The sequence below is a fragment of the Variovorax sp. OAS795 genome, from assembly GCF_040546685.1.
Taxonomy (GTDB): Bacteria; Pseudomonadota; Gammaproteobacteria; order Burkholderiales; family Burkholderiaceae_C; genus Variovorax.
This window is the reverse complement of record NZ_JBEPOH010000001.1, coordinates 2348875-2375673: the sequence shown is the minus strand read 5'-3', so window position 1 is coordinate 2375673 and position 26799 is coordinate 2348875. Positions and strand designations below refer to the sequence as shown.

General features: G+C 64.3%; 24 protein-coding genes and 3 pseudogenes. 9 read left to right on the top strand and 18 right to left on the bottom strand.

The window, feature by feature from the left end:
• Positions 1 to 13: 13 nt before the first annotated feature.
• Genes ABID97_RS11505 through iaaH form a run of 3 tightly spaced genes read right to left on the bottom strand, consistent with a single transcriptional unit; the run spans position 14 to position 3477 of the window.
• Complete coding sequence (locus ABID97_RS11505; protein ID WP_354398608.1) at positions 14 to 868, bottom strand: branched-chain amino acid ABC transporter permease; 855 nt, start codon at positions 866 to 868, stop codon at positions 14 to 16.
• 7 nt (positions 869 to 875) lie between these two features.
• Positions 876 to 2024, bottom strand: a complete 1149-nt coding sequence (locus tag ABID97_RS11500) for a substrate-binding domain-containing protein (protein WP_354398607.1) — start codon at positions 2022 to 2024, stop codon at positions 876 to 878.
• Positions 2025 to 2070: 46 nt separating this feature from the next.
• Positions 2071 to 3477, bottom strand: coding sequence for an indoleacetamide hydrolase (gene iaaH / locus ABID97_RS11495; protein ID WP_354398606.1), 1407 nt, complete (start codon positions 3475 to 3477; stop codon positions 2071 to 2073).
• A gap of 174 nt (positions 3478 to 3651) precedes the next feature.
• Between iaaH and ABID97_RS11490 the strand changes: the two genes are divergently transcribed.
• Positions 3652 to 4425, top strand: a complete 774-nt coding sequence (locus ABID97_RS11490) for a helix-turn-helix transcriptional regulator (protein ID WP_354398605.1) — start codon at positions 3652 to 3654, stop codon at positions 4423 to 4425.
• A 153-nt stretch (positions 4426 to 4578) separates the two neighbouring features.
• On the opposite strand, the gene ABID97_RS11485 is transcribed toward ABID97_RS11490, so the two are convergent.
• Complete coding sequence (locus tag ABID97_RS11485) at positions 4579 to 6351, bottom strand: tannase/feruloyl esterase family alpha/beta hydrolase (RefSeq protein WP_354398604.1); 1773 nt, start codon at positions 6349 to 6351, stop codon at positions 4579 to 4581.
• A gap of 393 nt (positions 6352 to 6744) precedes the next feature.
• On the opposite strand from ABID97_RS11485, the pseudogene ABID97_RS11480 reads away from it, so the two are divergent.
• A pseudogene (locus tag ABID97_RS11480) lies at positions 6745 to 7068 on the top strand (hypothetical protein); the annotation flags it as partial.
• Here the strand turns inward: ABID97_RS11480 and ABID97_RS11475 are convergent.
• From ABID97_RS11475 to ABID97_RS11460, 4 genes and pseudogenes are all read right to left on the bottom strand, one after another.
• Positions 7006 to 8078 (bottom strand): annotated as a pseudogene (locus ABID97_RS11475) (AAA family ATPase); the annotation flags it as partial. The pseudogenes ABID97_RS11480 and ABID97_RS11475 overlap by 63 nt on opposite strands.
• A gap of 286 nt (positions 8079 to 8364) precedes the next feature.
• On the bottom strand, positions 8365 to 9492 hold the full coding sequence (locus ABID97_RS11470) for a zinc-binding dehydrogenase (protein ID WP_354398603.1): 1128 nt from the start codon (positions 9490 to 9492) through the stop codon (positions 8365 to 8367).
• A gap of 55 nt (positions 9493 to 9547) precedes the next feature.
• A complete protein-coding gene (locus ABID97_RS11465) occupies positions 9548 to 10246 on the bottom strand; it encodes an SDR family NAD(P)-dependent oxidoreductase (protein WP_354398602.1) in 699 nt (232 codons plus the stop codon).
• Positions 10243 to 10827: a 2-hydroxychromene-2-carboxylate isomerase gene (locus tag ABID97_RS11460; RefSeq protein WP_354398601.1), complete on the bottom strand. Its 585-nt coding sequence runs from the start codon at positions 10825 to 10827 to the stop codon at positions 10243 to 10245. The genes ABID97_RS11465 and ABID97_RS11460 overlap by 4 nt, the downstream gene beginning before the upstream one ends.
• 530 nt (positions 10828 to 11357) lie before the next feature.
• Between ABID97_RS11460 and ABID97_RS11455 the strand changes: the two genes are divergently transcribed.
• A complete protein-coding gene (locus ABID97_RS11455; protein ID WP_354398600.1) occupies positions 11358 to 11546 on the top strand; it encodes a hypothetical protein in 189 nt (62 codons plus the stop codon).
• On the opposite strand, the gene ABID97_RS11450 is transcribed toward ABID97_RS11455, so the two are convergent.
• Positions 11531 to 12148: a TetR/AcrR family transcriptional regulator gene (locus tag ABID97_RS11450; RefSeq protein WP_354398599.1), complete on the bottom strand. Its 618-nt coding sequence runs from the start codon at positions 12146 to 12148 to the stop codon at positions 11531 to 11533. The two genes, ABID97_RS11455 and ABID97_RS11450, sit on opposite strands and share 16 nt — an antisense overlap.
• Before the next feature lie 95 nt (positions 12149 to 12243).
• Positions 12244 to 13194: an alpha/beta fold hydrolase gene (locus tag ABID97_RS11445; protein ID WP_354398598.1), complete on the bottom strand. Its 951-nt coding sequence runs from the start codon at positions 13192 to 13194 to the stop codon at positions 12244 to 12246.
• Between the two features lie 208 nt (positions 13195 to 13402).
• Here ABID97_RS11445 and ABID97_RS11440 point away from each other — a divergent pair, with 208 nt between their 5' ends.
• Entirely contained in the window at positions 13403 to 14386 is a 984-nt protein-coding gene (locus ABID97_RS11440) for an AraC family transcriptional regulator (protein ID WP_354398597.1), read from the top strand.
• A 371-nt stretch (positions 14387 to 14757) separates the two neighbouring features.
• Here ABID97_RS11440 and ABID97_RS11435 read toward each other — a convergent pair whose 3' ends face one another.
• The 4 genes and pseudogenes from ABID97_RS11435 to ABID97_RS11420 form a co-directional block, all read right to left on the bottom strand.
• Positions 14758 to 15678: a LysR family transcriptional regulator gene (locus tag ABID97_RS11435; protein WP_354398596.1), complete on the bottom strand. Its 921-nt coding sequence runs from the start codon at positions 15676 to 15678 to the stop codon at positions 14758 to 14760.
• An 85-nt stretch (positions 15679 to 15763) separates the two neighbouring features.
• Positions 15764 to 17203: an aldehyde dehydrogenase family protein gene (locus ABID97_RS11430; protein WP_354398595.1), complete on the bottom strand. Its 1440-nt coding sequence runs from the start codon at positions 17201 to 17203 to the stop codon at positions 15764 to 15766.
• Positions 17200 to 18180, bottom strand: coding sequence for a Bug family tripartite tricarboxylate transporter substrate binding protein (locus ABID97_RS11425; protein ID WP_354398594.1), 981 nt, complete (start codon positions 18178 to 18180; stop codon positions 17200 to 17202). Before ABID97_RS11425 ends, ABID97_RS11430 begins: the two co-directional genes overlap by 4 nt.
• Before the next feature lie 97 nt (positions 18181 to 18277).
• Positions 18278 to 19010, bottom strand: a pseudogene (locus tag ABID97_RS11420) (iron-containing redox enzyme family protein).
• A 261-nt stretch (positions 19011 to 19271) separates the two neighbouring features.
• Here ABID97_RS11420 and ABID97_RS11415 point away from each other — a divergent pair.
• Genes ABID97_RS11415 through ABID97_RS11395 form a run of 5 tightly spaced genes read left to right on the top strand, consistent with a single transcriptional unit; the run spans position 19272 to position 21876 of the window.
• A complete protein-coding gene (locus tag ABID97_RS11415) occupies positions 19272 to 19577 on the top strand; it encodes a 2Fe-2S iron-sulfur cluster-binding protein (RefSeq protein WP_354398593.1) in 306 nt (101 codons plus the stop codon).
• A 30-nt stretch (positions 19578 to 19607) separates the two neighbouring features.
• Positions 19608 to 19922, top strand: a complete 315-nt coding sequence (locus tag ABID97_RS11410) for a ferredoxin (protein ID WP_503012764.1) — start codon at positions 19608 to 19610, stop codon at positions 19920 to 19922.
• The gene (locus ABID97_RS11405; protein ID WP_354398592.1) at positions 19919 to 20197 is read left to right on the top strand and encodes a 2Fe-2S iron-sulfur cluster-binding protein; all 279 of its coding nucleotides are present in this window, start codon (positions 19919 to 19921) and stop codon (positions 20195 to 20197) included. The genes ABID97_RS11410 and ABID97_RS11405 overlap by 4 nt, the downstream gene beginning before the upstream one ends.
• Positions 20198 to 20253: 56 nt before the next feature.
• Positions 20254 to 21030, top strand: coding sequence for a ferredoxin--NADP reductase (locus ABID97_RS11400; RefSeq protein WP_354398591.1), 777 nt, complete (start codon positions 20254 to 20256; stop codon positions 21028 to 21030).
• 33 nt (positions 21031 to 21063) lie between these two features.
• Positions 21064 to 21876 carry an alpha/beta fold hydrolase gene (locus ABID97_RS11395; protein ID WP_354398590.1) on the top strand — a complete coding sequence of 271 codons (813 nt, stop codon included), beginning with the start codon at positions 21064 to 21066 and terminating at the stop codon, positions 21874 to 21876.
• A 327-nt stretch (positions 21877 to 22203) separates the two neighbouring features.
• Here ABID97_RS11395 and ABID97_RS11390 read toward each other — a convergent pair whose 3' ends face one another.
• From ABID97_RS11390 to ABID97_RS11375, 4 genes are read right to left on the bottom strand one after another with little or no spacing between them, the layout of a single operon-like run.
• Positions 22204 to 23337, bottom strand: coding sequence for an acyl-CoA dehydrogenase family protein (locus ABID97_RS11390; protein ID WP_354398589.1), 1134 nt, complete (start codon positions 23335 to 23337; stop codon positions 22204 to 22206).
• A 10-nt stretch (positions 23338 to 23347) separates the two neighbouring features.
• Entirely contained in the window at positions 23348 to 24535 is a 1188-nt protein-coding gene (locus ABID97_RS11385; RefSeq protein ID WP_354398588.1) for an acyl-CoA dehydrogenase family protein, read from the bottom strand.
• A 6-nt stretch (positions 24536 to 24541) separates the two neighbouring features.
• Positions 24542 to 25726, bottom strand: a complete 1185-nt coding sequence (locus ABID97_RS11380; protein WP_354398587.1) for an acetyl-CoA C-acyltransferase — start codon at positions 25724 to 25726, stop codon at positions 24542 to 24544.
• Between the two features lie 17 nt (positions 25727 to 25743).
• Positions 25744 to 26772, bottom strand: a complete 1029-nt coding sequence (locus ABID97_RS11375) for a Bug family tripartite tricarboxylate transporter substrate binding protein (protein ID WP_354398586.1) — start codon at positions 26770 to 26772, stop codon at positions 25744 to 25746.
• Positions 26773 to 26799: the final 27 nt, after the last annotated feature.

Here is a 26799-nt window from a genome sequence, read left to right as displayed (position 1 = left end):
GGCCCGCGAAGCATCAACGGCGTCCAAAGAGTCCATTCGGTTTCAACCAGAGAAAGAGGATCGAGAGAATCAGCACCACCGCATAGCCGCTGGTCTGGCCCGCGATGCTGCTGACGGCGGACTGGGTGCCGCCGATCACGCCCACGCCGCCGCCGAAGCCGCCGAGCGTGCCGAGCCCACCGACCACCAGCACGAAGAAGGAATCGAGCAGGTAGTCGACGCCGATGCCGGGCTCGATGCGCACCAGCGGTGCCAGCAGCACGCCGGCGGCGCCGGCCAGCACCACGCCGATGACGAAAGTCTGCGAGGCCAGCCGGCGCGTGTCGATGCCCAGTGCCTGCGCGAGCACCGGATTGCCGGTCATCGCCCGCACGCGCAGCCCCATGGTGCTGCGCCGATACCAGAGCGCAAGGCCGATCATCAGCACCACCGCCAGCGCGATCAGTGCGAGCCGGTAACCCGGGTACTGCACGCCGCCCAGGTCGACCGGCGCGCCCAGCGTGCTCTCGACGTTGCGGTAGCCGCGCCCGTACACCGCCTCGACCGTCTTGCGCATGACCATCGCCAGGCCCCAGGTGGCCAGCAATGTGTCGAAAGGCCGCGCATACAGCGGTCGGATCAGCCAGCGCTCCACCGCATAGCCCAGCACGCCGCACACGAGCATGGCCAGCGGCATGGCCGTGGCGATAGGCCAGCCCCAGGCCTGCACGGTCACCACCGCGTAGGCACCCAGCATCACGAACTCGCCGTGCGCCATGTTCATCACGCCGAGCAGGCCGAACACCACCGCGAGGCCGAGCGTGGTGAGGCCCAGCGTCGCCAATTCGTAGGCCAGGTTCAGCGCGTGCAGCAGCCAGCTGGTGTCCATCGCGCCGTCACGCCTTGCAGGATTGGCCCGACGCGATGCGCGCGAAGGTCTTCACGACGCGAAAGCCCTTGTCGCCCACGTCGGCGAGATAAATGTCCTGGTCGACATGCCGCGCATGCATGGTGACGGCGCCGCGCGGGCCGTTGTAGCTCGCGCCTTCGCTGGCCGGTTCCAGCTTCGCCACGTCGAGCGACTTGGCGCGCGCAGTCATCGCCTCCAGCATCAGGAAGCCTTCGTAGACCGATTCGGCCAGCCCGTTCAGCGCGGGCGCCTGCGCGCCGAACCGCTTGAAGTAGGCGTCCGAGAAGGCCTTGGCCGCCGGCGTCTCGATGTTGGCGAAATAGCCCGCGCTCGAATACAGGTTGCGCGCGTTGGCCAGGCCGATGCCGGCCAGCGTGTTCTCCTCGATCAGCGTGCCGAGGCGGATCGCCTTGTCGGCCAGCCCGAAGCTCGCGAAGGCCTTGTTGAAGCCGACCGAGGCACCGCCCACCAGCGACACCAGCACCGCGTCAGCGCCGCTTTCGCGGATGCGGGCCAGGCTCGAATCGAAGTTGTCGGCGGTGAACGGCAGGTACTCGTCGCCGACGACCTGGGCGCCGGTCTGGGCGATGTAGCCCTTGGCCGCGGCGTTGGTGTTGCGGCCCCAGATGTAGTCGTTGCCGATCATGTACCACTTCTTCGGCTTGCGTTCCGAGGCCAGCCATGGAATCACCGGCGCGAGCTGCTGCGCGGGCGTCTCGCCGTTCAGGTAGGTGCCGCGCGCGCATTCGCCGCCTTCGTACACCGGCGTGTAGAAATACGGCACCTGTCCCTTGAAGAGCCCCACCAGCGCGCCGCGCACCGCGCTGTCGTGCATGCCGATCACCGCCTGTGCGCCCTGCCCTTTCCAGAGCTTGAGCGCGGTCTGCGACGCTTCGGCGGGCGGCAGCCCGGCATCGCCGAAGAGCGCGTTGATGTTGCGGCCGAGCACGCCGCCGCGGGCGTTGATCGTCTGCACGGCCAGCTCGGCGCAGGCCTTGGCCGAGGGGCCGAAGAGTCCGGCCGGCCCGCTCATCGGCAGCATGACGGCCACGTTGAGCGGCGATGCCGCGCGCACGGCCGAAGAACTGGCAGCCGCGGCGGCCGCAAGGCCGTGGAGAAAGGTACGACGGTCCATGAGAACTCCTGGTTTGAAACGAAAGACGGGGGGCCGGCCGGCGCGCTCAGCGTCGCCAGGGCGCCGAGGGCAGCGCGGGCAACACCGCCTCGATGGCGACGGCCAGCGCCAGCAGACCGCGGTCGCTGCCTGCCGGACCATCGAGTGCCAACCCCACGGGCAATCCGTCCGCCAGGCCTGCGGGCAGGGTCACGCCGGGAATGCCGGCGTTGCTGCCCGGATCGGTGTTGCGGATGAAGGCAGCGAAGGTCGGGTGCTCCTGCCCGTCGAGCAGCACCGTGAGGTCCCGGCCGATCGGCGCGGCCGTCAATGGCGTGGTGGGGAACAGCAGCGCCCTCACCCCATGCGCGGCAAAGGCTTCGGCATAGACGGCCTGCAACGCACGGCGCGCCTGCAGCGCCTGCTGGTAAGCCGCCTCTGGCACCGCGCCCTCGCCCAGCAACGGCTGCACGATGGCTGCGACGTCGGGACTGCCGATGGCCTCGACCAACTGACGCAGATCGACGCCGCGCTGCGCGTAGTGCAGGTAGTCTTCCATGTCCCTGACGAACTCGTAGAGCGCAATCGGAAATCCGGCCGCTTCGTTGAACCCGGCGAGCGTTGGCAGCGGCACCTCGACCAGCTGCGCACCCGCGGCGCACAGCCGATCGACCGCGCCCTGCGCCACCGCGCGCACGCCGGAGTCGACGCCTTCCCAGAAGCCCGGCCCCGGAATGCCCAGGCGCACGTCCTGCAGCGATACGGGGGCGAGCGGCCGCGCGCCGCCTGCGAGCACGCCGTCGAGCAGCGCGCAGTCCTCGACGCTGCGCGCGATGGACCCGGCCGTGTCGCGGGTGAGCGAGATGGGCGCGATCCCCCGGCCCGGCACGCGGCCCGTCGTCGGGCGCAAGCCGGTCACGCCGCACAGCGCGGCGGGCACGCGCACCGAACCGCCCGTGTCCGTGCCGATGGCCGCGGGCACCAGCCCCGCCGCCACCACCACACCCGAACCGCCGCTGCTGCCCCCCGGGATCCTGGACGGGTCCCAGGGATTGCGGGCTGCGCCGGTGATGCGGTTGTTAGTAGTGACGCCGAACGCCAGTTCGTGCATGTTGGTCTTCCCCGCTACTAGCGCACCTGCAGCGCGGAGCCGCCGCACCACTTCCGCGTCGCGGGCTGGGCACAGACCATGCAATGCGCCGGTACCCGCACCGCTCGGCAGCCCTATCGAATCAATGTTGTCCTTCAGTGCCACCGGTACGCCGAGAAGCGGAAGCTCTTCGCCGGCCGCGATGCGAGCGTCGGCGGCCAATGCCTGGGCGCGCAGCGCTTCCGCGTCGAAAGCCACATATCCATTGAGATCAGCTTGCGCTTCGGTACGGGCAATGAGGATGTCGGCAAGCTCCGCGCTGGTGATGGCGCGGCTCTGAAGCCGACGCCGCAGGTCCGCAACACCAAGTTGAGCGAGATCCATGGCTTTTTCCTTTGTTGAATCAGCCAATGCTAGGAATAGGGAGCGAAATCCACACCTATCACGATAGATAGGGTCACGAGAATCCTGTCGTAGGGGTCCGCCCCGATGGGCCACGGCGCCCAGGCAGGTAGGATGATTCAATCGGTCTCGCACGGTCCTCGCTTTACTAGAACCATGTTTCTCGCCACTGCACAGGCTCGCGCTCTCGGGGACATCATGCGTCTGCTGGCCGAGGCCGACAACGCTGATACGCTGCGCCAGGACCTCGCTCTGCCGATGCTCGATCTGCTGCGAGCTGACACCTACGTCTCGTTCACCTGGAGCAAGTCGACGCAACGCTTCTACCGAGTTCGCGCGTTGAACATGTCACTCGAGAACCTGCGCAGTTGGGACGAGTACTACCGCTTCATCGACCCGCTCACCATTCCGATGATGGAGCGACGTCATCCAACTCTGGCGACCCAAATCCTTTGCCAGAGCGATTTGGCGCGAACAGAGTTTTTCAACGACTTCCTAGCCCGCGACCATATGCATTGGGGTGTCAACGTCTATGTTTTCGCGCATGGTCAATGCGCGGGCGACATGCGGATTTGGCGTCGCCGAGAGCGCGGCAACTTCGACGGCAACGAGATCGACTCCCTCCGCCTTGTCGAGCCCGCATTTGCCGCGGCGCTCGCGCGCCTGCAGTGGGAGACCAATCCAGTGCTGTCCGCGCCAGCGCGCGAAAGTGCGAGCGAACTGTTGCAGCGCCGGTCAGCACTGAGCCCGCGCGAGGCTCAGGCCGCTTCGCTGGTGCTTTCCGGCTGCCCCGACAAACTGATAGCCAAAAATATGGCGGTGGGCTTACCGACCGTGCGCTTCCATTTGGCGAATGCGTTCCGCAAGTTGAGGGTCGCGAACCGAACGCAGCTTGCAGCGCGTGTTCTTGCGATGATTGAACCGCTTTAGGCCGCTACCTAGCCCTCTTGCACTGGCACTCTCCCCGCAAAACGCTTCCCCCTTTTCAGCCTACGACTTGGCAAACTCCCTCCCCGATCATCGTCAACGGAGCGACCCGCGTCCTACTCTGCACAGTAAATATCATCCGGTTGGACACAAAGGTCAGTCGTCGTCGCGACCATCCCTGTCGTGGGCTCGACCTGGACCCTGACGGCACGAGTAGCTGCTGGCGCTTATGGGGTCGCCACGCCCAGAGTAGGCCGGGTACTCCGGGTACGCGCACAAAGGCCTTGAGAAAGTTGCAGTTTCAACTCCTTGCGGCCCAGTGTTGTCATTGTTCGGCCGCTCCCACGCAATCACGGGATTTCGATAAGACCCGGGCTCCACGCCCTCCTCAACCCATTTCGCCATTACGTGCAGCAACTCCGAGGCGTCGGCGCCACGCCCACCTCGACAGTGCGGCATGCCCGGCACCATATAAAGCTTCGCGTTCTTGTGGGTCGCGTTTGGTTCTACCCTACGAAGAGACTTGTAGAAATTAAGGCTCGTATAAGGCGGCACCTCCATGTCTTCCCATCCATGAAACAGCATGAGCTTCTTACCCTTCTTCAGGTATTTCACGATACCGGCTTGGTCGCCAGTCATGTTGTAGACGTCGTCTAATACAGTCTTCACTTGAGCGAACTGCGTTGGGATGTCGAACGAAAGAGGGTCAACAGCAGTCGGTCTGCGGAATGCCATTTGTAGAAATCCGGAAGGAAGTGCAACCACATTCCCCCATTTTCCAAAATTTCCCGCCCGAGACCAAGGCGCACCGATCACTTTTCCATCGAGAACAAGCTCGCTGGCATGAGCATCGATGTTCGCAATCTCGCCTTCTGTCAAGCAGCTTTCTCCGCTTCCGCTCTGACATTGCATAGATCGAGCAATTTGCTTAAAGGGGCACGCCTCAACATTGCTGATCAAGCCGTCTTTTACACCATCCAAAGCATCACATGCTTCAATCGTTTTTTCGTAGAGGGCGTCGCCCTTGGGCCGTGACAAGCCGATGCCCAACTGAACAGTTCGACTCCACTTCGCTGTGAGGCCTGGCATGTCGGCTCCTTTCACATCATCATCTGCGTGGCCCCACACCCCATCCCCACCAATGACGCCGTCATAGTAGTCGCCAAAGTTTGATGCGACAACGGATGCGTTTTTCCCTCCGTTAGAGCAACCTGCGAAGTAGTGAAAGTTTGCATCGCGACCATAGTAGGCTTTTACCAGCGTACGACCCACTAGATCCGTGTCATACATCTTCGCCGTTGCATAGCTCAAAGTAAGTCCGCGATCGACCGAAAAGCTAGCGGCCGCATACTCTGTATTTCGATGACCTCCATTTGACGCGATCACCGCGAATCCAAAGTTCACCGGGTCCTTGCTTGTCGAGACCATCGGACTACTCGGGACGCTAAGGTTGGGAATACTTCCATCGAAGCCGCCGCCACCGTACTGAACGTACCTCCCCTTCCAGGTTTCAGGAAGCCGAATTTTGATGTCATGCTGGGGGGCGACCGTCGCAGCGACCTCGCAATACTGGCCTCCTTCCGGGGTTGATAGATACTGCGCACTCGTGATAGTGGTGTTGTCGATCTTCAACTGCATAAGAGAACCGCAGCTTGCCGCCCCTGGGGCAGCACTCGCAGCAAAGCTCAGAAGCACAATAGCGCCGCTGCCCAATGCCTTTACTGCGACATGCCGAGTAGTGGCTACGGCACCCCTCCTCGGCTTATCTTGGAGAACGTTCATTTCCAACTGCAATCGACATTGAAAGCTTTTCATTGTGTCTCCCGGATAGTTTTTGGCCTCCAATGGCGGAAGGTAGGTGCCATCGAATTCGAGCCAGACTATCCGAACGGAAGTTGCAGCCCCATCCACATTCTGTTTGTTACGCATAGACTGCGTCGATTTCCAAGGAGGGATCACCAGACGGAGGAAGACTGGTTTCGTGCGACCGTCATGCCAGTCACCTGCTTCGATGTTATCTATGTGCAACAAAGATATGTTCGATGAACTTTGGTCCGGGCGCCTTTAGAGTGCCGTACTGCTGCTGGCCGATGCAGTTGCACCGCGGCACAACAGAGAAGGCGACAACATGGCGAAGAGTAGGACGCCCTGGTTGGGAAACTGCGCGATGCTTGTTGGCATCGCGCTTGCATTCTCCGCGTGTGGCGGAGGTGGTGATGGAAGCAGTGTTAGAGACAGTGGCATACTCAAGTTGAGTGCTGACTCTACTCAGGAGGTCCAAGTTAGTAGGCCCCCAGGTGATCTCGATGAGGAGGGCTTGCCAACGCCCTGGCCGAGACGATCAACCGACTCTACAAGGCCGAGGTGATCCATCGTCGAGCACCCTGGAAGACCAAGGAGGCGGTGGAGTTCGCGACGCTCGTACGGGTGTCCTGGTTCAACCACTATCGCCTGCTCCAACCCATCGGCTATATTCCGCCCGCAGAAGCTGAGGCAAACTATTACCGGCAACTCGCCAGTCAGACCGCCACGATGGTGGCACTAACTGGCCTCCACCAAAGCCGGGGCGATTCAGTGCCACGTCTAAGCGAGTTTTACCCGCAGCCTTCGAGCTCGTTCTTGAAATGCACGGGCACCCCCTTCTAGGATGGAGCACACAGCTTCTCGAATCTCGCGGTTTTCAAGACCGCCGCTCTGATACGTGATGGACGGCAGACCGTCCGGCCGATGTTGGTCGCAGCGCGCAACAACCACCTGATCCACGTCGGTGTTCACGACCAGGTTTGCGTTGTGGGTGACAACAATAATTTGCCGGCGCTTTTTTGCTTCGCAGAACGCCGGAACCAGCTCCTCAAAAACGGACTGCGGATCCAAGTGTTCCTCAGGCTGGTCGATGATCAACGGCCGTTTATCGTGAGCATCCAAGCAAGGTAGAGAAGCAAAAGCACGATCCCACGGGTGCCGGGTGAAAGTCGCTCAATGTCGACCTCTTCGTATCGCAAACCATAACCAACCTGGATGTGGTCCGTGCTGTACAACCGTTGGCCGAAATCACCGGCCCACTGCAGAGGCGGCACGTCGCTAAGCTGTTGCTGTCGAAAAGTCTGACTGAAACTCGAGACGAACAGGCGCATTGCTTCGGCAGCATCTTCAGCTGTGCCGTTACGCCAGACGCCACCGAGATGCTCCGCAGCTTCCTTGAGCAGGTCACCAGTTCGAAGGCTTGCTTTTCGAAGATCGAGAAGTCGCTCCCCTTGTTCTGCCCACGCCTTCAGATCAACTTGACGGCGCACCGAGAACGAGAGCTTCTTTACAGCACTCGGCCCCTGCGCGATTCGGTCGCTGAGAGGAGCATAGAGCTGCGTCAGTTCGGTCTCTTCGTCAAGTACTGCTGTGAAAATACCCTTGTAGGCCGCGATGCGGGCGGTACGAAGTACCACCAGCATGTCCTCAGCTTTTATCGCGCGTTCTATGTCGAGGTTCAACTTCGCGAGAGCAGTATCCGCGCGGGTGATCTTTTCCGTCAGAGCTCGATAACGTCTGCTGTTTTGAGCATCGATGCCTGCTAGCGTCTGTAGCCGATCTCGTTCGCGGATCAACAAGCTAAGGCTTTGGGTCGACAGTAGGGCTCCGTCAGGGATACGAGGCCGCCGGGGGAGCCGTCGATTTGCAACAGATGAGGTCAGCAATTTTTTTTGAGCCTCGACATCATCTCGCTCATGCGGGCGTGGAATGCGCCTGGTCACCGGTCGGATCGCGTACCTCAATCGTCCAGTCCACTAGCTTGGCCACAAGTTCATGCGGGCCGCAGCGCGGTCGGAGCAGCGATTGAGCATCGAGACGATCATCCGGCATGAGCGCGCCGCTGATCGGGACAATAGCCACCGCCAACGTCACAGCTGTCGTTCATTTCGACACCACTGTTCCATGATGCGGGCTTGGTCAGCCCAAATCCTTGTGCGGATTGACGAGGTACTTCTCGCCGGTCGACGCCTTGCTGTAGACCGCGATGGCGTCGAGCTGCAGCGCCTCGACCATCGACACCTCCCGCGTGTAGTGGCTTGCAAATGTTGTCTTGAGTTCGGATGCCGCGCGTTGCTTCAGCCGCTCGACCTCGGCCGCGCCGACCTTCTGCAGAAACGGGAACAGCAGCCAGCCGCCCATGCCCCACGTCATGCCGAAGCCGCGGGTGAATTCCGTCGCCCCCCGGTCGAGGCTGCCGTAGATGTAGACCTGCTTGTGCACGGTCGATCCGTAGCGGTTGTATTCCTTCGCGTTGCGGTTCGCGGCGGCCTCCATCGCCATGAGGATCTGGCCGGCCAGCTTGCCGCCGCCGATGGCGTCGAAGGCCAGCGTTGCGCCGGTCTCGGCCAGCGCATTCGTCAGGTCGTCCATGAAGGTCGGCGACGTGCTGTTGCAGACATGCTTCGCGCCGAGTTCGCGCAGCAGCGTCTCGTGCTCGGGCTTGCGCACGATGTTGACGAGGCCGATCCCGTCTTTCAGGCAGACCTTGTTAAGCATCTGCCCCAGGTTCGACGCCGCCGCGGTGTGGACCAGCGCGGTGTGGCCTTCCCGCTTCATCGTCTCGATCATGCCGAGGGAGGTGACCGGATTGACGAACCATGAGGCGCCCTCGGCGGCTGTCGTGCCCTCGGGCAGTGGCAGGCACTGCCCGACGTTGACTGCGCAGTACTGCGAATACATCGCGCCCCCGATCACGCCCACAGTCTTGCCGAGCAAGGCCTGCGCGGCCGGTGAACGCCCGGCGCCGACCACGACGCCGGCGCCTTCGTAGCCGACCGGCACCGACTCGTTCAGACGGCCCGCCACGGCCGGCAGCATGCGCGGCGGCACGGTGGCGGTGATGACCGGCCGGTCGGCCGTGCCGGAGGCCCTCGCGGTCGACATATCGGCCATGCCGAATAGCACCATCAGGTCCGACGGATTCATCGGGGCCGCGTCGATGCGCACGAGCACCTCGTCGGCTTTCGGTTCGGGCATCGGCACCTCGGCGAGCGAGAGTTCAAGCTCGCCGCCGGTGCGGACGATGGAGCGGAGTTGCAGCGGCATGTGAGTGTCTTGTGAGTTGGACGAAGTCGGGTTCATGGAAGCTGAACGCCTCCGATCACCAGGACTCGCGGAAAGGCCTCACTTCGGTGAGGAACGACCAAGCCGAGCGCGGCTGGTGGGTTACGTGCCAGACTTCTTCGGCGATGTCGGACGGCTTGATGAAAAACTCGTCCGGCTTGTCCGCCATCCGCGCGCGGGCCCAAGGCACGTCGATGACTGCGTCGATCATCATGAAGGACACGTGCACGCCCCGGGGCCCCATCTCCCGGGCGATGGACTCGGCCAGGATGCGCTGCGCCGCCTTGCTCGGCGCGAAGCCCGCAAAAGCGGCCTTGCCACGGACGGCCGAGGTGTTGCCTGTGACCAGCAAGGCGCCGCCCCCAGCTGCTTCCATTCGCGGCGCCGCCCACCGGGCCAGGTGCAGCAGGGCCATGACATTGATCTGGAAATTCTGCTGGAGGACTTGCGGATCAATGTCGAGGAAGTTGCCGAAGGCCCCACCCACGGCGTTGTGGATCACCACCTTGGGGACGCCGGCACGTTGCTCGATGGCGTCGAGGGCGGCCGCTAGCGCCGCAGGGTCGGCCGCATCGCAGGGGACCGCAAAGGCGTTCGGAAGTTCGCTCTCGAGATCGGTCAAGCGCTCGGCCGTGCGCGCGAGCATGGCGACCTGATAGCCGCCATCGTGGAACCGCCGGACCATTGCCGAGCCGGTGCCCGGTCCTACGCCGGTGATGATGACAAGCGGCTTCATGCGGCCTGCTCCAGACGAGCTTGCACGAAGTGCAGGCGGTCGTTACCGAAGAACATATCGTCTCCGACGAACAGGGTCGGCGCGCCAAACACGCCGCGCGATGCCGCCCCGGCGGTTGCCTCGTCCAAGAGGGCCTGCGCGGCCGGCGAGTCCATCCGCGCTTCCAGGGTCTCCGCGTCGAGCCCCGCGGCGCCAAGGAGGGTCGCGACTTCGCCTGCCGTCCCCAGCGGCGCCGGAACCGACCAAAACGCTTTGAAGATCGCGTCCACCGCCGCAGGCATGGCGCCTAGTTGCCCGGCCACGAGCGTGGCGCGCAACAGGCGGCCGGCGTCGATTTCCGAGCCATGGGGATGCCGGTTGAGCGGAACCCCATAGTGGGCAGCCCATCGGCCCATGTCGGTCATTACGTAGCGCCCTTTGGGTGCGCAAGTGATACTCGTCGGCACGTTCCCCACCGCTCTCATCAGCGCCCCAATTTCGAATGGACGAAAGTCGATCTCGACATCCATCTTTCGAACCTGAGACAGTGCCAGGAAGCTGTAGGGGCTGCGATAGTCGAAGTAGAAGTCGATCGTTTTCATTGGGGGTTCCTTTGAGAGTCCGTTGTTGTGAATGTTGTTGATCGTTCGCGGGCGGCTCCGCGCTCCGTTTTGAACTTTGCGAAATAGGGGCCGAACTCGGGCCCGAAGGCCGGATCATTCGAAGGCGGTCGAAATGCGTCAGGGTGCCGTGAAACCGCTCGCGCGCGTTGTCCAGGAACCGCGCCTTGCCGAACGCAAGCAGCGCTTCGCTTCGACTCAGCATGCAAGGTTCTGAACTCACAGCGGACGTCCACGCTCGCGCCGATGAGGCATTCACGACCTACACGACTGGGATCGACTGGCCCTGGAGCCTGCCCGCCAGGCGCTGGTCGGCGAGGGGGTGAGCTTGGCCGCCATCTGCTTCGCCTGTGAACTCGCGCCATACGAGGATTGGGCAGGTAGGAAAAGATCCGCACGTCGGCCATTGCGCTGTCTCCAGGGCGCCGCCAAGCCGGTGGCGCAGTTGTTGGTCCAGAGGTCTGTGGGGTCCGCGGTTGCCGACGCCCTCCACTGTTCAGACCCTATTCTGCATGACGATCATCATCCTGTCTGTCGCATTGGTTCGCCAGAGGATGTTTCAACTGCACTGGTTTACCCGGAGACGGGATGCATCCCAGCAGGGATGCGACGCCATGGTCCTTGCTGGTCGCGTTGCTGGTGCTGAGCGCGCGCCAAAGGAAACGCTGCACGCCCAAGGCGCGACTCAGGCTTTGTTCTGACTGCCTGAGAGCGCCCGCACATTGGGCTCGTTAACCGCCACCAGCTGCTCGCGCACGCTGCGGAGCAGGTCGTCCGAACGGGCAGGGTCTGTCATCGCCCGCGACAGGGCCAGAGCACCCACCATGGCGCTGACGGCCAACATCGCTCTGGAATCGTCGTCGTCGCCAAGGTGGCGCCGAGCGGCGGAAATATAGTCCTCGATGGAGCCGGCCATGATCGACTTGGACTGGTCATCGGCGCGTCCGACATCGGAGATCAACGCCGAGACTGCGCACCCAGTGCTGCGGGAGTCCCGATGCCTGGTGCTCAAATAGTCGCTGACGAAGCCCGCGAAGCCGAGCGGACGCGCTGATTTCTGCCTCACCGCCGACCGACGCACACCATCAACTAGGGCGCGCCTGAGCGCCTGGGCGAGCAAGTCCGCACGAGAGGCAAAATGACCGTAGAAGCCGCCATGCGTGAGGTTCACGCTCTTCATGAGCTTGCCCACGCTCACCGACTCGAGTCCGCCGTCTCGAATCTGGTCGGCGGCCTCCTTCAGGATCCGCTCTCGACTTTGCGCTTTCTCGGCCTGCGAATGTCCCAAGGCAAATGCCCCCATGCAATCCGACCATCTGGATGACGGTCGACATCCCATTGTAGACATCGGTGATCGGGCGATGCATTCGGCCCTGGCGCATTGCTTGCGCCTCCGCTTCAAGCCACCGAGAGCAGCCCTCGAACCAACTGCTGCGGCATGGACAGAAACGGACTGTGATCCGAGTCCAGTTGCAGCACCTGCGTCTTGTTGGCAGGCGTCGCGGTGTCCGCCTGCGCCACCATCATGTCCTGCATCGCCGGCGGGATGGTGTTGTCGGCGCCGGTCCGGATATAAGTACGCGGGATGGCTCCCCAGCGCTGCACCGACGTCGCAATTGGCGTGACCATTGCACCGATCGAAATATCGGGCGACAGCAGATTGAGCGCGGCGCGCGCTGTTGCAGCGTCAACTTTCCCGTAAAACAAGTTGATGAGCCCCGCTCGATAGCTTTCGTCCGTGGATGCGGGGTCGAGTCGCAGAGCGCCAGTAACCCCAGGATCGCTGCGCAGCAGCGGCGTCAAAAGCGATGGGGGCGCCTGTTCATCAGGGGGGAATGCCACCATCGGCTGGCCGTCCTTGGGCATGAATGCCGCGAGGTAGACCAGGCGCGCAATCTTGCCGGGGCCCAGCAGTTCGGCGGCAGCATGGATTGCACCACCGCCCATGCTGTGACCCACGACGATCGGCGCCGGGAAGCCGGCGGCCAGCAGGGATTCAACGGCATTGGACACTGCCCGAGCGTAGTCGGCCAACGTGATGCCCGCGACCGGTGAGGGCTCAGTTGCCAGTGCCGCCGTGCGGGGTTGAACGTCGAACGCCGCCGGAAATGCCGCATTGAGGCCATGCCCTGGCAAGTCAATCGCCAGCACCGGGTGGCCGGCGGCAGCCAGCAATGGGCTGATCTTGCCCCAGCACCAGGTGCCGTGCCAGGCGCCGTGAACCAGCAGGAATGGGCTTTTTGGCGCAAGCACGCGCGCCGGTTCTGCCTGCGTTCCGGAGCAGCCGGCCAGGGCCGCGCCGGAGGCTGCGAGGGCAGATGAAATGATGGCGCGTCGAGAATGAAGCATCGCGATGTCTCCGTGGAATGGGTTCTGGAGCATCGGTGGTGTGCGGCATTGGCTCTACTGCCTCAGTGCAATTCAGCGGACTGCGTGCAAGCAAATCGGCGAATTGGGATTACGCTCTTGTGAGTCGACTACTGCTGAACCATCGTCGTTACCAGTGAGCTCCATAACACCGTTCCCTCTCATCGAGTTCGATCATGGAGGCACAAGCTTGCAGGGCTTCCGTGTGGCGGACAGCCATGATGTTGACGAATCGCCCCTGCAAACCGCGCCCTTCTTTGGCGAAATCCGGCTTCAGCGGCTGCGGCGTGACGATGTGTTCCATGGCACGCTCGACTGCGTGCCAATGGGACCGGTGTCATTCAACCGCACACGCTGGGGAGCGCGTGTTTCGCTTCAGCCTCTATCAGAGGCCTTGCAGGGCTACTACCTGATCAGCCTGCCGACTCGAGGAGCCGCGCAAGTACGCCAGGGCGGCGACTTGCACCAGCTGGTTGCGCACAGTCCGGGCGTGTTCAGTCCAGTTCGCGCCTTCTCGATGGAAGTGCACGAGGGATATGACCAGCTGCTGATCCGCGTTGATAGCTCATTGATTGCAGATGCCTGGCAGGGGCTGACCGGCCGGCCGCTGACGGCACCCTTGGTTTTCGACATTTCCCTGCCTGCGCGACCGCCGCTGATCCAGGCGTGGCACGGTATCGTCGCCCTGGCTGGCATCGCGTCGGCGCTCCCGCTTGCCGGCAAGGCGCGGCAATTCGCGCAAGCATCGCTGGCGGACGCTTTGGCCTCGCTTCTGCTGACCCAGCATGCCCACAACCAGCAATCCGCGCTTCATGCAGATGCAACCTTTTCAGCTTCGTTGCGGGTTGTCAGGCAGGCCGAGGAGCTGATGATGCGGCGGCTGCAAGCCCACGTTTCGGTGAACGAGCTTTGCATCGAATGCGGCGTGTCTCGCCGCACGCTGTTCGCCGCCTTTCAGTCTTGCCACGGTGTAGGTCCGATGACGTGGCTACGAGAAAGGCGGTTCGAAGCGGCTCGGGGCGCGCTGCAAAAGCCGAGCCGCGGCGGAATTCGCGTGGCCGACATCGCTCTCGAGTACGGCTTCACTCATGTTGGCGACTTTGCCGGGGCCTATCGACGGAAATTTGGCGAGGCGCCATCACAGACGTTGAGGCGCGGCTGGGCATACGCCTGAGACTCCGCATGGAGATTCCGAAGAATGCTCGCTATGTCGGGATGGAAGTACGGCGCATCGACCTTTCACCCGACGTTGTGATCGTCCACGCCATCAGAGCGGTACGAGCCGGACACGCAAACAATGCAGAACGTGAGCACGTGGAGAAGTCATCCTGCCGCCGCTTTTTTCGAACGCCTGAACCTTAAGTTGGCAGAACTGCGACTCCGTTTGGCATGGCCTAGGGGCGGTTGTGATGCGTGCGCCCGCACGTGAGGCGAATAGCCGCGCCGCTCACCGGGCTACGCGGACCGACATCGCACCTATCCCCTGCACCGAGGCGTTCAGCACATCGCCGGGGGCCACCGGCCCGACGCCGGCCGGGGTCCCCGTCATTTGTTCGCCTTGCCAACGCTCAGTATCCTTCGAATCTCGTCCGCCACAAGGTCCACGAGCGCATGCGTTGCAGCGCTCAGAGGCTTGCGCCGGTCGCTGACGCGGACCACATGGCGCACGATGCGCGGCGACAGAATCGGGCATATGGCCAATGTGCCCTCATTGACCGCGCGCTGCACCACGATGCGCGGCAGAATGGTCGCGAATCGCGTTTCCTCGACGAGCCGCACGATGGTGCTCAGAACGTCGACCTCGAATTTGGGTGCAAGCACAATTCCCTCCTGGCGAGCCGCCGCTTCCAACACACCGCGCAAACCGTGTCGGCGCGTCGGCAGGATCAGGTCCAGGCCGAGTTCGGCCAGTCGCGCAAGGCGCACGTTGGGAGGCAGGCGCGGGCCGTGCTCCACACTCGTTACGAGCAGCATGTCTTCCTCGGCGAGCGATTCCGTGGCCAGCGACAGCTTGGCCCGCGGCTCGTTGATGATCGCGACGTCGAGTTGTCCGCTTGTTACCCAATCGATCAGCATGGCACTGTAGCCGACGGATACGGTGACCTCCACATGCGGGTAGGCCGCGTTGAATCGCGATAGCGCGTCGGCCAGCACGCTTTCGGCCACTGAGGAAATGAGCCCCAGCGAGACGTGGCCGGTCACGGCCTCGCTGCGCTGCGCAAGTTGCTCGCGCGCATTGTCGATGTTGCGCACGATCGGCAGAAACAGCCGGTACATCAGGCGTCCGTGTGCGGTGGGCGACATGCCCCGACGTTTGCGCTCGAACAAGGGCTGCCCCAGCTCTTCCTCCAGCTTCGCGATCTGCATGCTCAGCGTCGGCTGGACGACGTCCAGCCGCTTGGCGGCCTGTGTCATCGAGCCGTCTTCGAACAGCGCAAGGAAGTACTGGATTTGCCTCAGGTCCACGGTGGCCTTCTTGGAAATTGCCCCGCTGACCGGGCTCGCAAGGGAGGGCAATTGTAGAAGGCCGGTGGCACGCCGCGATGCGGGCTCAGGCCGTGCCGACCTGCTGATAGATGTGCTTGATCTCCTGGAAGTCGATCAGCGCATCGTACCCATGCAGCCGGCCAAGCCCGCTGCGCCGATAGCCACCCGTCTCGGCTTCAGCGAAGAGCTTGTTGTGGTCGTTGATCCAGACCGTGCCGTTGCGCAATGCACGCGCCACCCGCATGGCACGTGCGCCGTCGCGCGTCCAGACGCTGGCCGACAAGCCGTACTCCGAGTGGTTGGCGCGGGCGATGGCTTCGCGCTCGTCCTCGAAGCGTTCCAGTACCAGCAGCGGGCCGAAGATTTCCTCTTGCACGAAGAATGCATGCGTATCACGATGCGCGACGAGGGAAGGGTGGACGAAGTTTACGTCGCGCCGCCCGCGCAGCAGCACCGCATCGGCCGCCGCCAGCGCGTCGTCGATGCGCTGGCTGACTTGTTGGGCGGCGTGCGCGTCGATCAGCGGGCCGATCTGCGCGCCCGGCGTCAGCCCCGGTGCCACGCGCTGCGCAGCCAGTGCTTCGGTCAGCGCCTTTTGCATGGCGCTGTAGTGGTGTGCATGGACGAGCACGCGCCGCGCCGCTGTGCACTGCTGGCCGCTGATGATGGTCGCAGCCGCGGCAATCGCACCGGCCGTCTTCTCGACGTCGGCATCCTCGAACACAAGGCAGGCCGACTTGCCGCCCAACTCCAGGGACAGCTTCTTCATGGTGGGCGCCGCCGCAGCCATGATGCGCTGACCGGTGGCGTTCGAGCCTGTGAAGCTCAACACATCCACCTGCGCGCTCTCGGTCAGATACTGCGCGACCGCATGACCGTCTTCGCTCACCAGATTGACCACGCCGGGCGGCAGACCCTCGCAGGCATGCAGTGTCTCTACCACCCGCGCGGTGATCAACGCCGTCTGCGGCGCCGGCTTGATCACCGCCGTACAGCCCGCTGCCAGCGCGGGGGTCAGCGACCGAATCAGCAGTACCACCGGCGCGTTCCACGGGACGATGATGCCGGCCACGCCGGCGGGCTCTTTCAGCAACGTGGAATACGCGCCAGGCTCCACCTCGAACACATGGCCCGGCATGTAGCGCGTCAAGCCTGCGTAGTAGCGGATCTCCGACACGGCACCGGCGATCTCGCCGCGCGACTGCGCCAACACTTTGCCGTTCTCGCGCGTGAGCAGTACGGCCAAGACTTCAGCTTGAGCTTCCAGGCGATCGGCCCAGCGCAACATCACCATTTGGCGCAGCCGCGGATCGTGCGCCCACTGCGGCTGCTCGAACGCGCGGCGCGCGGCGGCCACGGCGGCTTCGGCGTCACTGCACTGCGATGCGGCGTGGCGCCCGAGCGGTGTGCCATCGGACGGATCGTTGCGCTCGCCCCATGCGCCGCAAGCCGCTGGCTGCCAGTGACCGTCGATGAGGTTGAGAGCGTCTTGTTGGATGGTCATGCTGCGGTGATGTGGTTTTGTTGAATAACGCGCTTCCACAGCGACTTTTGGCTTTCGACGAAGCTGTGGAATTGGGCGGGCGTGCCGCCGTCGGGCACCACACCCTGCTGGGCGAAGATTTTCCTCACGTCGGCCATTTCGAGGATGCTGTTCATTTCGCGATTGAGCTTGTCGACCACCGGCTTCGGCGTTCCTGCGGGCACCACGATGCCGTGCCAGGACGACACCTCGTAGCCCGCGACGCCGGCCTCCGCCGCAGTGGGTATCTCCGGCATCAGCGGCGAACGCTGCGCGCCGGCAATGGCCAGCGGACGCACCTTGCCGGACTGGATGAACGGCAGCGCATTGGGCAGCAGGTCCATCGCCACCGCCACTTGGCCTCCGGCTAAGTCAGTCAACATCGGCGTGCTGCCCTTGTAGGGAATCTGGTTCATGCGAATACCAGCCAGATTCTCGAACAGCACCATGGCCAAGTGGTTCGATGAACCCGGGCCCGAGGTGCCGTAGTTGATGGCGCCCGGCTTCGCCTTGGCGGCCGCCAGCACGTCGGCCGCGCTGCGATAGGAACTTCCCGCGTGAGCGACCAGCACCATCGGCGATCGCCCCGCCAGGATCACCGGGTCGAAGGCCTTGTCGGTGTCGTAGGGGAGCTTGTAGAGCCACGGGTTGGCCGCAAACGGAAATTGCACAACCAGCAGCGTGTAGCCGTCCGGCGGCGACGTCGCCACGGCCTGTGTGCCGATGGTCGTGCCGGCACCGGGCTTGTTGTCGACCACGGCAGGCTGCTTCCACACCGCGGTGAGGTGCACTCCAACAATGCGTCCCAGCGTATCGTTGAAGCCGCCCGCGGGGTACGGCACCACGATGCGCAGCGGCTTGATCGGGTAGCTGCCGGCCGCATCGGGCCGCGCCCAGAGCGTGGGGGCGAACGCGCTCCCGAGCAAGGCGGCAGTAGCGCCGCGACGTGATACCGGCATAGTGTGTCTCCTTCTTCGGGCAACGCGCAGGCGCTCGTCGAACGCCCTCTCTCATCGGGCAGTGGCACATCGGGTGCGCCCGCAGTGCATCGGCCGCTCAGTCGGCCAATGCGAGCGCTTCCTGCGCCAAGTCTTTCTCGACGTACTCGCGGAAAAGCTCCGCGGTGTACAGCAGCCGCATCTGCGCACCCACTTCGCAGGCCTTCAGACAGGCTGCCTGGAGTTCGGGCGTGTCGGCATGTTCGACCACGATCTGGTAGCCACGCTCGCCGTGGATCTCGTCTGACACGATGTGCAGATCGAAGAATTCGACCTCTTCGTCCGTGAACTTGTACTGCTCGCGCAGTGTGGGCGCCTGCTTGCGGTAGATGGACGGGACCTGCGATTCGAGTCCCACGACGATGCCGGCCACCGCGATGATCGGGTTCTCGCGCATCGACATCGAATAGCACCAGCTTTGCAGACCGCGCGTGGAGGGGCAGCATGTTGTCGGGATCGGTCACGCGAGCACGCGACGAACCGCAGGCTTCGGCAAAGCGGATCAGCAGGTCGGTGTGGCGGTCACCGCCGATCTCCTCCTCGTACATGTTCGCCAGCATGAAGTCCTTCACGTCGATCAGGCGCGCTGGCGTGCGCGAGTAGATGAAGCCCAGATAGTCTGCGAACGGTCCCACGTAGTGGTAATGGTTCTCCGCCCAGCGGGCTAGATGCTTGCGCGAGAGTCGGCCTGCAGCCCACGCCATGCTGAAGGGCGATTTGTTAGCGCTCTTTCCACGCACCGTTTCCTCCAGCGCGTGGCGGAAGTCTTCTTTGCTCATTAATGCCGTCATGGATTGTTCCTTCGTTGGTATGAACACGGTCCGCGGCAACTGCGAAGCACGCGGCACAAAGCCCCTGGAGGGGATGGCGTGATCCTACGTATGCGCGATGCAAATTTGCAATTCATATCAATGTTATTGATGTCTTGCATTGGCGGTCGTGATGTTGTTTGACGCGGTGGCGGCTTCGCTTGGACATTAGTCACCAGGCATTCGGTCTGCGAGAACCACGGCCGATTCGCCCCTCCACCGGCAACCATGGAACAGGTGCTCATGCCCAAAGTTGTGATCAGAAAAGACGGCCAGTGCTTCGAGGGCGAGGTGCGGCCGAACACCAACCTCGTCGTGCGCGCCGGCATCAAGCAGTTTCCTTTTCCGCACCTCACCTACGGCTGCGGCATGGGCAAGTGCTCCAAGTGCATGTGCAAGGTGCTGCACGGCGGCGAACACCTGGCCGCGCCCAACTGGAAAGAGCAGAAGCAGCTGGGCGATCAGCTCGATGCGGGCTTCCGGCTCGCCTGCCAGCTGTGGATCCATCACGACATCGAACTGAGCCAGGACGAGACGGCGCTCGCCTGACGCCATTCCAGAAACCCATGCAAAACGCGTATGTCATCCTCACAAACAAGGACGGCCAGTTCCGCACCGAGCTGGGCGACCGGCCTTCGCCCCGTCGAGAGCCACGACTATTTCTTCTATGGCCAGCGGCGCGCGCGCTTCGTCATTGCCGAGCTCGAACGGCCGGTGAAGGTCGCGATCGTGGACGAGGGCGACCCGCCCACGCGCAACCTCGTCCCCTCCAAGTTTCTTCCGCAGTTCGACACGCTCAAAGCCGCGCGCGAAGAGCTCGCGCAGTTGGTCAACTTCGGCCACCTCGACGTGCGCCTCGTGCGCATAGACGCGCAGGAGCCCGTCCGCCCATGATCAGCGTCACTTTCATCACCAATGCCAACAAGGTGCTGGCTGCGCCGGAAAACAGCAACCTGCTGCGCGTGTCGCTGCGCGGGCAAGGCGGCATTCCTTTCAAGTGCGGCGGCGGCGTGTGCGGCACTTGCAAATGTCGCATCGAGAGCGGCCTGGAGCACACCGACGCTGTCAAGCCGAAAGAACGCAAGCACCTTTCGGAAGCGGATTTCGAACAAGGCTTTCGCATGGCGTGCCAGACCTTCGTGAACGGGGACATCAGCGTCTCGTGGTAATTCCCATTCAGGCACCGGCGCACGTTCGCCGCGCCGACAACATCGAGCATCTATCCATGACAGACCCCGACAATTTCCCTGTGCGCGTGCTGGCGCGTACCCCCATCGCCACTGACACGATGGCTTTCTTCCTGGAACGCCCTGCCGGCTTCGACTTCGAGGCGGGCCAGTTCGTCAGCCTCCAGCTGCCGGATTTCGATGCGCCGGAAGACGGCTCGGACGACGGCGAGCGCATGCTGTCGATTGCCAGCGCCCCCCATGATCCGCACCTCATGGTCGCGATGCGCATGCGCGATACGGCATTCAAGCGCCACCTCTCGCGATGCGCCCTCGGTGCCGACGGCGCCTTCGTGAGCCTGAGCCCGGCCATGGGCGATTTCGTGTTGCCCGAAGACCCGCGCCAGCCGCTCGTGATGCTCGCCGGTGGCATCGGCATCACACCGTTCTACAGCATGCTGCGCCACCTGCAACATCAGGCTGTCAGCGGCAAGGCGGTGCCGCCAGTCACACTGCTCTACGGCAACCGCACGCACGGACTCGCCGCCTGGTGCAGCGAGCTCGCGCAGCTGTGCGCCGACCTGCCGCGACTACGCGTTGTGCATGTGATTGCCGAGGATAAACGCGCGCCCCCTTCATCGGGCGGCCAGGACGCACTCGTCTGGCGCGACGGCATGATCGATGCCGCGCTCATCCAGCAGGAAGTGCCCGACTGGCAGGCCTGCCGCTACTTCATCGTCGGCCCGACCGCCATGGTCGCAGCCATGCAGGACTGTCTCGATGCCTGCGGTGTGCAGCCCGAGCAGGTGGCGATCGAGTTCTTCGCCGGCTACTGATCCCATCTTCTTCAAGCGCTCAGAATTTCTCCCATGCAGATCACCGCGCAGAACATCGCCCTCCCCTCAGGGGCCGGCAGCATCCAGGTGCATCGCCACGGCGACGCCCGCGCGCCCGCCGTGTACATGGCGCACTCCATCCTCTCCAGCAGTGCCATGTGGTCCAAGCAGGCGCAGCTGCTGGCCTCGCGCGGCTGGCATGTGGTGTGCGCAGACACGCGCGGCCATGGCGGCTCGGTGGCCCACGAAGCGCCCTCCTCCATGCAGCATCTGGTGGCCGACACCGTCGCGGTTCTCGATGCACTCGGCATCGCGAAGGCGCACTACGTCGGGCTGTCGTTGGGTGGCATGAGCGGCTTCGGCCTGGCGCTTGCGCATCCCGACAGGCTGGCGAGCCTGTGCCTCTGCGATGCGCGTGCAGACACACCACCGGAGGCGTCCGCACCCTGGAACGAGCGCATCGCCATCGCCGAGCGCGAAGGCTGCGCAGCACTCGCGCAACCCACCCTCGAACGCTGGTTCGGCCGCGACTTTCTCGATGCACATCCTGACACCGCGCAGCGCTTGCTGCAGGTCGCGGCGTCGACATCGGTGGTCGGATTTGTCGGATGCGCGCGCGCCATCCAGGGACTCGACTACCTGGCCCGGGTGTCAGAGATCGCGCTGCCCACAACCCTGATCGTGGGTGCGAACGATGGGGTTCTGCCACAAGCGATGACCGAGATCCATGGGCGCATCTCCGGATCCGTCCTCGAGGTCATCGCGCAGGCGGGACACCTGCCCAACATCGACCAGCCTGAGGCATTCGACGCCGTGCTGATGCGGCACTTTGGCGCGCCCGCATAAAGGCGGAGGCTTCAAGGCCGCGCCGACAACGCCTCGACGCTTGCCACGCCCGTCCCAGTGAAGGATTGTCATTCACGTATAAGCCACACAATGGATCGGGCCAGACGCGTTGTCTCCGTGCGATTTTCCGGATACATGCTGGCCAGCGCCGCCACCAGCGCCTGCGCGGATCGGCGCGAGATCGACTTCTTGACCGCCGATGCGCCTAGGTCCAGTTGCCGTGGCGACCGAAAAGCTGCCACTCATTGGCGCGAATGAAAAGGCGAAGCTCAATGCGTCGATCGCAGGACATGGCCGCAGCCATGCGCACGCGCCAGGTCGCAGCCCTCACGCGCAGCCAAGCGCCACATAGCGCGCCAGGTGATGGTCCTCGTCGCCGAGCATGTGATTGGTCAGCACCAGGCCCTTGGCCAGGTGTGACAGCGGGAGCTCCCACGTCATGCCGATGCCGCCATGCATCTGGATGCACTCCTCGGCCACGCGCGTCCCGACGCGGCCTGTGGTCACCTTGGCGGCCGACAACGCTCGCTCGCGCGTGACGCGGTCGGCCGATTGCAGCGCGTTTGCCGCGTTGATGACGGCTGAGCGCGCCTGCTCGATACCCAGCCACAGATCCACCATGCGGTGTTGCAGCGCCTGGTTGCTGCCGATCGACTGTCCAAACTGCTTACGGGTGCGCAGGTAGTCGAGCGTGAGTTGCTTGGCGGACTCCATCGCGCCCAATGCTTGTGCGCTCAGCGCCAGCACGCCGGCGCCCAAGGCGCCTTCGATGGTCGGAAAGGCTTGGCCTTCGGTGCCGACCAGCGCATCGGCCGGCAGATGCACGCCTTCCAACGCGATATCCGCGCCCCGGCCACCATCGGCCAGGGGGTAGCCGCGCAGCGTGATGCCCGGAGTTGCAGCGGGCAGCACGAACAGGCTGATGCCCGTGGGGTCGTCGCCGCAGCCCGATGAGCGGGCCGAAACGATGAAAAAGTCGGCCTGCTCCGCATGGCGCACCACGCATTTCAGGCCGTCGAGCTGCCAGCCACCATCGGTCGGCCGCGCACGCGTCGTCACGTGCGAAGCCTCGTAGCGGGCCTCGGGATCGGCGTGCGCAAGAACGGCCAGCGTGCTGCCGGCCACGATGTCGCGCCGCAGCGCACGCTGCACATCCGTTTTCGCTTCGGCCAGCACCGCAGCGGCCATCAGCGCAGCGAGCAAGGGCTCCAGCACCATCGCGCCGCCCAGCGCCTCGAACACCAGTGCGATGTCGAAGCCGCTGCCGCCCAGGCCACCGTCGGCCTCGGCGAAGAGCGCCCCGAGCGCCCCCAGATCGACGAGATGCCGCCACATTTCCATGCTGTGCCCCTCGCCCGATTGCGCAATGCGCTGGCGCTGCGCGAAGTCGTAGTGCTGCGACAGCAGGCGTCGCAGCGCATCGTCCAGCATGCGCCGTTCGTCGGTCGGTTCGAAGTTCATGCGGCGTCCTTCATAGCCCCAGCACCGTCTTGGCGATGATGTTGCGCTGGATCTCGTTAGAGCCCCCGAAGATCGAGAGCTTGCGGTTGTTCAGGTACTGCGCGGCCGCGCTCACCGATTCGGCGGGCGCGCCGGCCAAGGCTTCGGCATCGCCGAGGTGCGGCAGTGCATGCAGGCCGACCGCGCGGCGGACGAGCGCGGCGAGTTCCTGGCGGATCTCGCTGCCGAGCAGCTTCAGCGCTGAGCTTTCCACGCCCGGGCTGCCGCCGTTGGCCACAGCGGCCGTCACGCGCAGGTTGGTCGTCTTGAGGTTTTCCAGGTCGATCTCCACGCGCGCCATGCGCGCCGCGAAGGCCGGGTCGCGGTCCAGCGGCTGGCCGCCGCTCATGACCTTTGCCGCCACGATCTTCAGGCGCTGCAGCGCAGCCACCGAAAAGCCGATGCCCGCGTTGCGTTCGTGAGTAAGCAGGTATTTGGCGCAGGTCCAACCATCGTTCTCTTCTCCGACGAGGTTGTGCGCTGGCACTCGCACGTCGGTGAAGAAGACTTCGTTCACCTCGTGCTCGCCGTCCAGCGTGACGATGGGCCGCACCTCGACGCCCGGCGAGCGCATGTCGATCAGCAGGAAGCTGATGCCCTGCTGACGGCGCGCGTCCTTGGATGTCCGCACGAGGCAGAAGATCATGTCGGCGTACTGCGCGAGCGTGGTCCAGGTTTTCTGGCCGTTGACGATGTAGTGCGCGCCCGCTGCATCGTGCCCGCGCACCGCCGAGGTCTTCAGCGCCGCCAGGTCGGAGCCCGCGCCGGGCTCCGAGTAGCCTTGGCACCACCAGTCTGAGCCGTCGAGGATGCGCGGCAGCCAGTGGCGCTGTTGCGACTCGGTGCCGTACCGGATCAGCACGGGCCCGAGCATAAGGAGCCCGAAGGGAACGACGCGTGGCGCGTCCGCCAGCGCACATTCATACTCGAAGATGAAGCGTTGCACTGCGTTCCAACCCGGTCCGCCGTGCTCGCGCGGCCAGTGCCCCGCGAGCCATCCACGCGATTGCAGGATGGCATGCCATTGTTGCATCTCGTCCTTGCGAAGCGTGCGACCCTCGGCCACCCGCCGGCGCAGCGCTGGCGGCAGGTACTCGGCCAGAAAGGCGCGGACTTCCGCGCGGAAGGCCTCTTCTTCAGGAGTGAAGTTCAAGTCCATGTCGGTCTAGCGAAAAATCTCGAAGAGGCCGGCCACGCCCATGCCGCCGGAGACGCACATCGTGACCACCGCGTAGCGCGCGCCGCGGCGGCGCCCTTCAATGAGCACGTGTCCAGCAAGGCGCGCACCGGTCACGCCGTAGGGATGGCCGATGGAGATGGCACCGCCGTCGACGTTCAGGCGCTCGTCCGGAATGCCCAGGTGCTGCTGGCAATAGAGCGACTGCGAGGCGAAGGCCTCGTTCAGCTCCCACAGGTCGATGTCGTCGATCGCGAGGCCGTGGCGCGCCAGCAGCTTGGGCACCGCGAACACCGGCCCGATGCCCATTTCGTCGGGTTCGCAGCCCGCCACGGCCAGTCCGCGAAAGGCCCCCAGCGGCGCGAAGCCGGCGCGTTCGGCATCGCGCGCTTCCATCAGCACGCAGGCGGCCGCCCCGTCAGACATCTGCGAGGCATTGCCGGCCGTGACGAAGCGATCGGGCCCGTTAACCGGCAGTAGCCGCGCCAGCGCCTCGTATGTGGTGCCGTGCCGGTTGCAGTTGTCGGCGTCAATTGTCGCCTGGCGGTGCGACACCGCGCCGGTGGTCTTATCCTGCACAGCCATGGTGGCGGTGACGGTGACGATCTCCTCGGAGTAGCGGCCCGCGCGCTGTGCCGCCTCGGTCTTTTGCTGGCTCAGCATCGCAAAGCGGTCTTGCGCCTCGCGCGTGATGCCGTAGCGCGCGGCCACGATGTCGGCGGTCTCGATCATCGACATGAAAAGTCCGGGCTGTTGCGCGAGCAGCCACGGATCGGCATCGCCGGGCCCCGGGTCGCGCGGCGCAATGCGCGAGATGCTTTCGACCCCACCGGCCACGACGACCGACATGCCGTCCACGACGATGTTGCCCGCCGCCATCGCGATGGCCTGAAGACCGGAGGCGCAGTACCGGTTGATGGTGGCGCCGCCCACGCCGATCGGCAGGCCGGCGCGCAGGGCAGTCTGCCGCGCGACATTGCGCCCCGTGGTGCCTTCTGGAAAGCCGCAGCCCAGGATCAGGTCTTCAATGCGCTCTGGGTCGATGCTCGATCGGTCCACGGCTGCGCGGACTGCGTGCGCCGCAAGCTCGGGGCCGGGTGTGATGTTGAATTCGCCGCGAAAGGACTTGGCCAGCGGCGTGCGGGCGGTGGAAACGATGACTGCTTCGCGCATGGTTACCTCCTCTTTAACTATTCGAGCGTGATGCCGCCGATGCTGCGGATCAGCTGGCCCCAGACCACGCCGTCCTGCTGCACCGTCTTTGCAAAATTGGCCGCCGAGGGGTCGCCGATGTCGTAGCCGATCTGCGCGAGCGCGGTGCGCATGTCATCGGTTTTCATCACCTCAGCGAAATCCTTCACCAGCGCCGCGACGAGCGGCTTGGGCATGTTCGCGGGCCCGAAGATGCCGAGCCACCCAACCAGCGGCCCGAGAGTCGGATATCCGGCCTCGGGGAAGGTCGGGATGGTCGGGAACGACGCCAAGCGGTGTGTGCCGGTGATGGCCAGTCCGCGCAGGCGGCTACCGGGCTGCAGAAAGGCGGCGGCCGACCCCACGTCGCACACAACCGCACTCAGCTGTCCCCCGATCAGGTCATTGATGGCCGACGCGCAGCCTTTGTAGGGCACATGAACCATGGTCACGCCCGCGGCATGCTTGAAGGCCTCGCCAATCAGGTGACCGAGCGATCCATTGCCGTAGGAGCCGTAGCTCATGGTGTTCGGGCTGCTCTTGGCCGCGGTCACGAACTCGGCCATGGTCTTCGCGACGTTGTCGGCATTGACCAGCATCACGAGCGGCGTCACGCCGATTTGCGCGATCGGCGTGAGGTCCCTGGTCGCATCGTACGGCAGCTTCTTCATCAGGTGCGGGAGCACGGTGATGGTGGAGCCCGCCGCCAGAATAAGCGAGCTGCCGTCTGGCGCGGAGCGCACGATGTTGTCCACGCCGAGTACACCCGAGGCACCGGGCCGGTTCTCCACGATCACGGGCTGGCCAAGCACGGGCGCCATGCGGGTCGCCAGCCGGCGCGCGATGGTGTCGATGCCCCCGCCGGGCGGCACGGTGACGACGATGCGCGCGGGCTTGGTCAGCATGGCAGCACCAGGGGTAGCGGGGGCGCCCTGCTGCGCCCAGCCCGCTGCCTGCAGCGACACTGCGGCGGCGAGGCCCAGGGCAGCCCGCAACGCGGCCCGCGTCCAGGAAGTATTAGTCTTCATTTTTTATCTCCTGCTGTTGATTCGATG

Coding starts and splice junctions, on each gene's coding strand:
- ABID97_RS11505 (WP_354398608.1), bottom strand. CDS start 868: ATGGACACCAGCTGGCTGCTGCACGCGCTGAACCTGGCCTACGAATTG.
- ABID97_RS11500 (WP_354398607.1), bottom strand. CDS start 2,024: ATGGACCGTCGTACCTTTCTCCACGGCCTTGCGGCCGCCGCGGCTGCC.
- iaaH (WP_354398606.1), bottom strand. CDS start 3,477: ATGGATCTCGCTCAACTTGGTGTTGCGGACCTGCGGCGTCGGCTTCAG.
- ABID97_RS11490 (WP_354398605.1), top strand. CDS start 3,652: ATGTTTCTCGCCACTGCACAGGCTCGCGCTCTCGGGGACATCATGCGT.
- ABID97_RS11485 (WP_354398604.1), bottom strand. CDS start 6,351: ATGCGTAACAAACAGAATGTGGATGGGGCTGCAACTTCCGTTCGGATA.
- ABID97_RS11470 (WP_354398603.1), bottom strand. CDS start 9,492: ATGCCGCTGCAACTCCGCTCCATCGTCCGCACCGGCGGCGAGCTTGAA.
- ABID97_RS11465 (WP_354398602.1), bottom strand. CDS start 10,246: ATGAAGCCGCTTGTCATCATCACCGGCGTAGGACCGGGCACCGGCTCG.
- ABID97_RS11460 (WP_354398601.1), bottom strand. CDS start 10,827: ATGAAAACGATCGACTTCTACTTCGACTATCGCAGCCCCTACAGCTTC.
- ABID97_RS11455 (WP_354398600.1), top strand. CDS start 11,358: ATGACGATCATCATCCTGTCTGTCGCATTGGTTCGCCAGAGGATGTTT.
- ABID97_RS11450 (WP_354398599.1), bottom strand. CDS start 12,148: ATGGGGGCATTTGCCTTGGGACATTCGCAGGCCGAGAAAGCGCAAAGT.
- ABID97_RS11445 (WP_354398598.1), bottom strand. CDS start 13,194: ATGCTTCATTCTCGACGCGCCATCATTTCATCTGCCCTCGCAGCCTCC.
- ABID97_RS11430 (WP_354398595.1), bottom strand. CDS start 17,203: ATGACCATCCAACAAGACGCTCTCAACCTCATCGACGGTCACTGGCAG.
- ABID97_RS11425 (WP_354398594.1), bottom strand. CDS start 18,180: ATGCCGGTATCACGTCGCGGCGCTACTGCCGCCTTGCTCGGGAGCGCG.
- ABID97_RS11415 (WP_354398593.1), top strand. CDS start 19,272: ATGCCCAAAGTTGTGATCAGAAAAGACGGCCAGTGCTTCGAGGGCGAG.
- ABID97_RS11410 (WP_503012764.1), top strand. CDS start 19,608: ATGTCATCCTCACAAACAAGGACGGCCAGTTCCGCACCGAGCTGGGCG.
- ABID97_RS11405 (WP_354398592.1), top strand. CDS start 19,919: ATGATCAGCGTCACTTTCATCACCAATGCCAACAAGGTGCTGGCTGCG.
- ABID97_RS11400 (WP_354398591.1), top strand. CDS start 20,254: ATGACAGACCCCGACAATTTCCCTGTGCGCGTGCTGGCGCGTACCCCC.
- ABID97_RS11395 (WP_354398590.1), top strand. CDS start 21,064: ATGCAGATCACCGCGCAGAACATCGCCCTCCCCTCAGGGGCCGGCAGC.
- ABID97_RS11390 (WP_354398589.1), bottom strand. CDS start 23,337: ATGAACTTCGAACCGACCGACGAACGGCGCATGCTGGACGATGCGCTG.
- ABID97_RS11385 (WP_354398588.1), bottom strand. CDS start 24,535: ATGGACTTGAACTTCACTCCTGAAGAAGAGGCCTTCCGCGCGGAAGTC.
- ABID97_RS11380 (WP_354398587.1), bottom strand. CDS start 25,726: ATGCGCGAAGCAGTCATCGTTTCCACCGCCCGCACGCCGCTGGCCAAG.
- ABID97_RS11375 (WP_354398586.1), bottom strand. CDS start 26,772: ATGAAGACTAATACTTCCTGGACGCGGGCCGCGTTGCGGGCTGCCCTG.